Source organism: Micromonospora sp. MH33 (genome assembly GCF_003013775.1).
Classification (GTDB): Bacteria; Actinomycetota; Actinomycetes; order Mycobacteriales; family Micromonosporaceae; genus Micromonospora; species Micromonospora fulviviridis.
This window is the reverse complement of sequence record NZ_MUYZ01000417.1, coordinates 1-4,191: the sequence shown is the minus strand read 5'-3', so window position 1 is coordinate 4,191 and position 4,191 is coordinate 1. Positions and strand designations below refer to the sequence as shown.

The following is a 4,191-nucleotide window of genomic DNA, read 5'->3' as shown; positions in this document are numbered from 1 at the left end:
CGCTCGGGCTCGCGGTGGTGTCCGCACCACCGCCGCCGCCCAGCGGGCCGGGCAGGTGGCCGGTGACGGCGGCGAGCGCGACGCCGCCGGTGGCGGTGGCCAGCAGGGTGGCCAGGGCGAGCTTCACGCCGAGCAGCCCGGCGCGGAGCCGTCGCTCGGGACGGGACACCGTCATCGGGACCGCGGCGCCCGCCTGTGCCGTGCGGAACGCCTGGAGGGCGGCCCCCTCACCGCTGAGTTCGTGCGGGCGGGGAGCGGCGCGGACGGCGGCGAGGAACCGGACCAGCGCCTCCGGACCGTCCTGCGCGTCGGCGGCGGGACCGACGAGCAGACGCTCGACGGTCTCCTGGTCCATGGGGTGTCCGTTCATCTCGTGTCCCTCAGCGCCGCCACCGGTCGTGGCGTCACACGGGAAACCACCGCCTACCCCGTTGCGGCGGGTGAGATCGGTCACCCCGCCGTCGGCCAGCCCATGGTCTTCCATCCGTCGATGGATTCGAGGTAGAAGAGCGGCGACCGACCCGTCCGTCTCGGCTCGCTCGATCGCCTCGGCGCCTTTCCCGGTTCCACACCGGACCGTCCCGGGTTGCCGATTCGTCCGGATCGCGGTGCACTGAATTACATGGGTGTCATCAAGGTGGGCACGTCCTCCTGGGCCGACCAGATGCTGGTCCGCTCCGGCTGGTATCCCCGCGCGGCCAACACCCCGGCCGGTCGCCTCGGCTGGTACGCCGAGCGGTTCGGTCTGGTCGAGGTGGACACGTCGTACTACGCGATCCCGGCGCCGGAGACCGCCGAGGGCTGGGCGGCCGCCACCCCGCCCGGCTTCACCTTCGACGTCAAGGCGTTCCGCCTCTTCACCGGCCACCACACCCCGGTCGACGCGCTGCCCCGGGAGCTGCGTCCCGCCGGCGGCCCGAGCCGGATCCGCTGGCGGGACCTGTCCGCCGGGGCGTACGACGAACTCTGGGACCGGTTCCACGCGGCGCTGGCGCCGCTCGCGGCGGCCGACCGGCTCGGCGCCGTGCTGCTCCAGTTTCCACCCTGGCTGGCCCGCGGCGACGCGGCCAAGCAGCGGATCCTGTCCGCGGCCCTGCGCTGCCGGCCCTGGCCGGTCAGCGTCGAGCTGCGGCACTCCTCCTGGTTCACCGAGGACGCCGCGGTGGACACGGTGACCTTCCTGCGCGAGCACGGGCTCGGGTACGTCTGTGTGGACATGCCCCAGGGGCACGCCTCTTCGGTGCCGCCGATCCTCATCGCCACCACCGACCTCGCGGTGGTGCGGTTCCACGGGCACAGCACCGCCTGGGAGAGCGGCGACAAGCAGGACAGGTTCCGCTACGCCTACGGCGAGGAGGAGCTGCGGCGCTGGTCCGTGCTGCTGCGCGAGCTGGCCGACCAGTGCGCCGAGCTGCACGTGCTGCTCAACAACTGCTGCGGCGACCAGGCCCAGCGGGACGCGGCCCGGCTCGCCGGGCTGCTCGGCGTCGCGCCCGCCGCCGCGCGGGCCTGAGGTTTCCGCCGGCACCCCACGGGTACCGGCGGTGCCGAGGGACGACAACGAGGGGGACGCGTGGACGAGCGGCGGGACGAGCCCGGTGGCCTGGCCCGGGACGACCGGGATCCCCGGGCGACCCGGGAGGCCGAGGACGCGCACGGCGGCAGCATGGCCCCCGGCCTGGTGGACGACACCGGCCACCCGGTGGCCGAACCGCCGGTGCCGGACAACGAGCCGTCGGTGCTGGGCCGGCCGGGGGAGGACGGCACCGGTTCCTGAACGGACGGGACGACGCCCGGGGCGGTGAGGCGCCCCGGGCGTCGGTCGTCTTCGGGCCCGCATCGCCGTGCCGGGCGGTGCGGGTCAGCCGCGCCAGCTGACCCCTTCGGGGCGCATGCCGGTGGCCTCCTCCAGCGCGTTGTCCCCGAGGTCCCCGTCGGCGCGGTCGTCGGGAAAGGTCCGTCCGGACGGCGCCGGATCCGGCGGCGCGCCGGGTCCCGCCTCGGCGGTCCGGGTGGGTTCCACCGGGCCGAACCCGTGCCGGCCGGCCTTCGGCCCGCCAGGACCGGCGCCCGCCGCCCGGCGTTCGCCCCGCCGGCCCTCGGGGACGGCGTTCTCCTCGCTGCCCTCGTCCATCGGGTCGTCCTCGCCCACGCCCCACGGCGGGTCGGCGTCGAAGCCGTCGGTGGTGCCCCACGGCGCGGCCGCCTCCGGCCCCTCGCCCGTACCCGATCGGTCCTTGCTGGTCATGGCCACCTCACCTGGCTGGATTCCCCTCTGCCCGTGCTGATTGCCCGCCACCGGTCCGGTCATGCGCCGGACCCCGGACACGCCGCGCGGCCGGCGCCCCACCGCAGATGTGGGCCGCCGACCGCAGGCGCGTCACTTGCCGGCCATGGCCATCGGTCGTTTGGACGCGCCCATCCCGGCCATCTTGCCGATCGCCGCGGGGGCGGCCATCAGCCCGCCGGCCCGGCCCAGCATGCCCCGGAACACCTGCCCGGGCTTCTGCTGCTCGCCCATGTACGCCGACACCACGACCAGAGCGCCGGTCAGCGTCGGGATGGCCCACTGGAGCAGCTTCATCTGCCGCTGCGAGGACGCGACGTTCGACGGTGTCTGGTAGTTCGGTTCGGTCGCCCCTTCGACGGGCGGCCCGCCCGCCTTCTGCAGCTTCATGCCGAGCAGCCGGCTGTAGCCGGTCACCGCCAGCGCGCCCACGGTCAGCGCCGTCTTCACCGTGCTCATCTTCGCCACCCCGGACTGGGCGGCCACGCGTGGACTCTCGGTCACCAGCTCGCCGACCGCGCCGGCCAGGTGCGCGCCGATCGCCGCCGCGTTGACCGGGGTCCAGCGCGCCCAGCCGGCCGAGGCGACCGGCAGCCGCTGGGTCGAGTCGTTGATTTTTGCCGCCGCGCCGTTGACGCCCAGCGCGCCCATCAGTGAGCCGCCGAACCAGGCCGCCAAGCCCAGATCGTGCATCGAGCGCAACGCGGTGTGCCGTTCGGACATCTGATCCCCCTCCGCCGTGTTCGGGCGGTGCGGCTTACCCACCTTCGGCGCGGCTAAGCACCCGTTTCCCGGGCGGTGGATCCCCCGCCCGGTTCCGGCCCGCCCGTCCGGGGCGTCCCCGGATCAGCGGCGCGGCAACGCGGCGGCGAACGCGGCGACCCGGGCGGCCAGCGGGGCGGCGGCGCGTACCCAGGCGAAGTGGTCCAGCGGGGCGCCCGCCTCGGCGACGGTGTAGCGGTGCCGGGTAACCGGGGCGGCGGCGAGCTTGCCGCAGAGGTGGTCCAGCGTCTCGTGCGGCGTGTACTGGTCGTCGTCGACGCTGACCGCGAGCACCGGCGTGCGGACCCGCCGGACAGCCGCCTCGGCGTCGACCCCGTCGAGCACCGGGAAGCGGCCGGTCCGGGCGGTGTACGCCCAGTCCCGGATCACCCCGCGCGCCTGCCGGCCGCCGAACCCCCAACCGGGCCAGACGCCGAGCAGCCGGGCGACCGCCGCGATGCCCTGGGTGTACGGCAGCACGCCCCAGCCGCGCAGCCCCGGGTACCCCCGCCACCAGGGGATGCCCACCGCCACGAGGGCCAGCCCGTCCACCCGTTCGGCGTCGTGCAGCGCCTGGTGCAGCACCGCGACCTGCCCGCCCAGCGAGTGCCCGAGCAGCAGCCGGGTCCGGCCGTCCAGCCGGGGCTTGAGCGCGTCGAGCACCGCGCCGACATCGGTGGCCAGCTCGGCGTAGCCGTACCGGCAGCTGCGGGCGGGGGCGGGCGTGCTCTCGCCGGTGCCCCGCAGGTCGACCACCACGACGGCCAGCCCGGCCTCGCGCAACGCGGCGGCGAACGGCCGGTAGTAGCGGGCGCGGACCCCCATGGCGGGCCAGATCACCACCACCGGCGCGCCGGGCGGCCCGTCCGGCTCCGGGTGGACCTGGACGCCGATCCGCGCCCCGTCGACCTCCACGAACTCCTGCGTGTAGTCCCCGTTCACCGGCTCAGCCTACGGCGGGAAGCTACCGGCGGGTAGCAAGGGGTGGCTCAGCCGGCCGAGCGCGCCGGCTCGGGCGCCGCCGCCTGCGCCGGAACCAGGCGTCCGGCCACCGCCCGCGACCGGGCAGCCGCCGTCACCCGGTCCACCGCCGCCAGCACCGCGGCCACGTCCAGCTCGGCCAGCGCCGGGTGGACCGCCGG

The 4,191-nt window shown here is 75.9% G+C and carries 5 protein-coding genes and 1 pseudogene; 2 read left to right on the top strand and 4 right to left on the bottom strand.

Going from position 1 to position 4,191, the window contains the following annotated elements; translation table 11 throughout:
• Positions 1-370: pseudogene (locus B0E53_RS33550) on the bottom strand (hypothetical protein); the annotation flags it as partial.
• A 252-nt stretch (positions 371-622) separates the two neighbouring features.
• Between B0E53_RS33550 and B0E53_RS33545 the strand changes: the two are divergent.
• Both B0E53_RS33545 and B0E53_RS33540 read left to right on the top strand, forming a co-directional pair.
• Positions 623-1,513 carry a DUF72 domain-containing protein gene (locus B0E53_RS33545; RefSeq protein ID WP_107079608.1) on the top strand — a complete coding sequence of 297 codons (891 nt, stop codon included), beginning with the start codon at positions 623-625 and terminating at the stop codon, positions 1,511-1,513.
• 60 nt (positions 1,514-1,573) lie between these two features.
• Positions 1,574-1,777 (top strand): GTPase activator, encoded by a 204-nt coding sequence (locus B0E53_RS33540; protein ID WP_107079607.1) that lies wholly within the window; start codon positions 1,574-1,576, stop codon positions 1,775-1,777.
• An 84-nt stretch (positions 1,778-1,861) separates the two neighbouring features.
• Here the strand turns inward: B0E53_RS33540 and B0E53_RS33535 are convergent, their stop codons facing one another.
• The 3 genes from B0E53_RS33535 to B0E53_RS33525 form a co-directional block, all read right to left on the bottom strand.
• Complete coding sequence (locus B0E53_RS33535) at positions 1,862-2,248, bottom strand: hypothetical protein (RefSeq protein ID WP_107079606.1); 387 nt, start codon at positions 2,246-2,248, stop codon at positions 1,862-1,864.
• A 132-nt stretch (positions 2,249-2,380) separates the two neighbouring features.
• Positions 2,381-3,010 carry a hypothetical protein gene (locus B0E53_RS33530; protein ID WP_107079605.1) on the bottom strand — a complete coding sequence of 210 codons (630 nt, stop codon included), beginning with the start codon at positions 3,008-3,010 and terminating at the stop codon, positions 2,381-2,383.
• A 123-nt stretch (positions 3,011-3,133) separates the two neighbouring features.
• Positions 3,134-3,991: an alpha/beta fold hydrolase gene (locus B0E53_RS33525; protein ID WP_107079604.1), complete on the bottom strand. Its 858-nt coding sequence runs from the start codon at positions 3,989-3,991 to the stop codon at positions 3,134-3,136.
• Between the last annotated feature and the right edge of the window lie 200 nt (positions 3,992-4,191).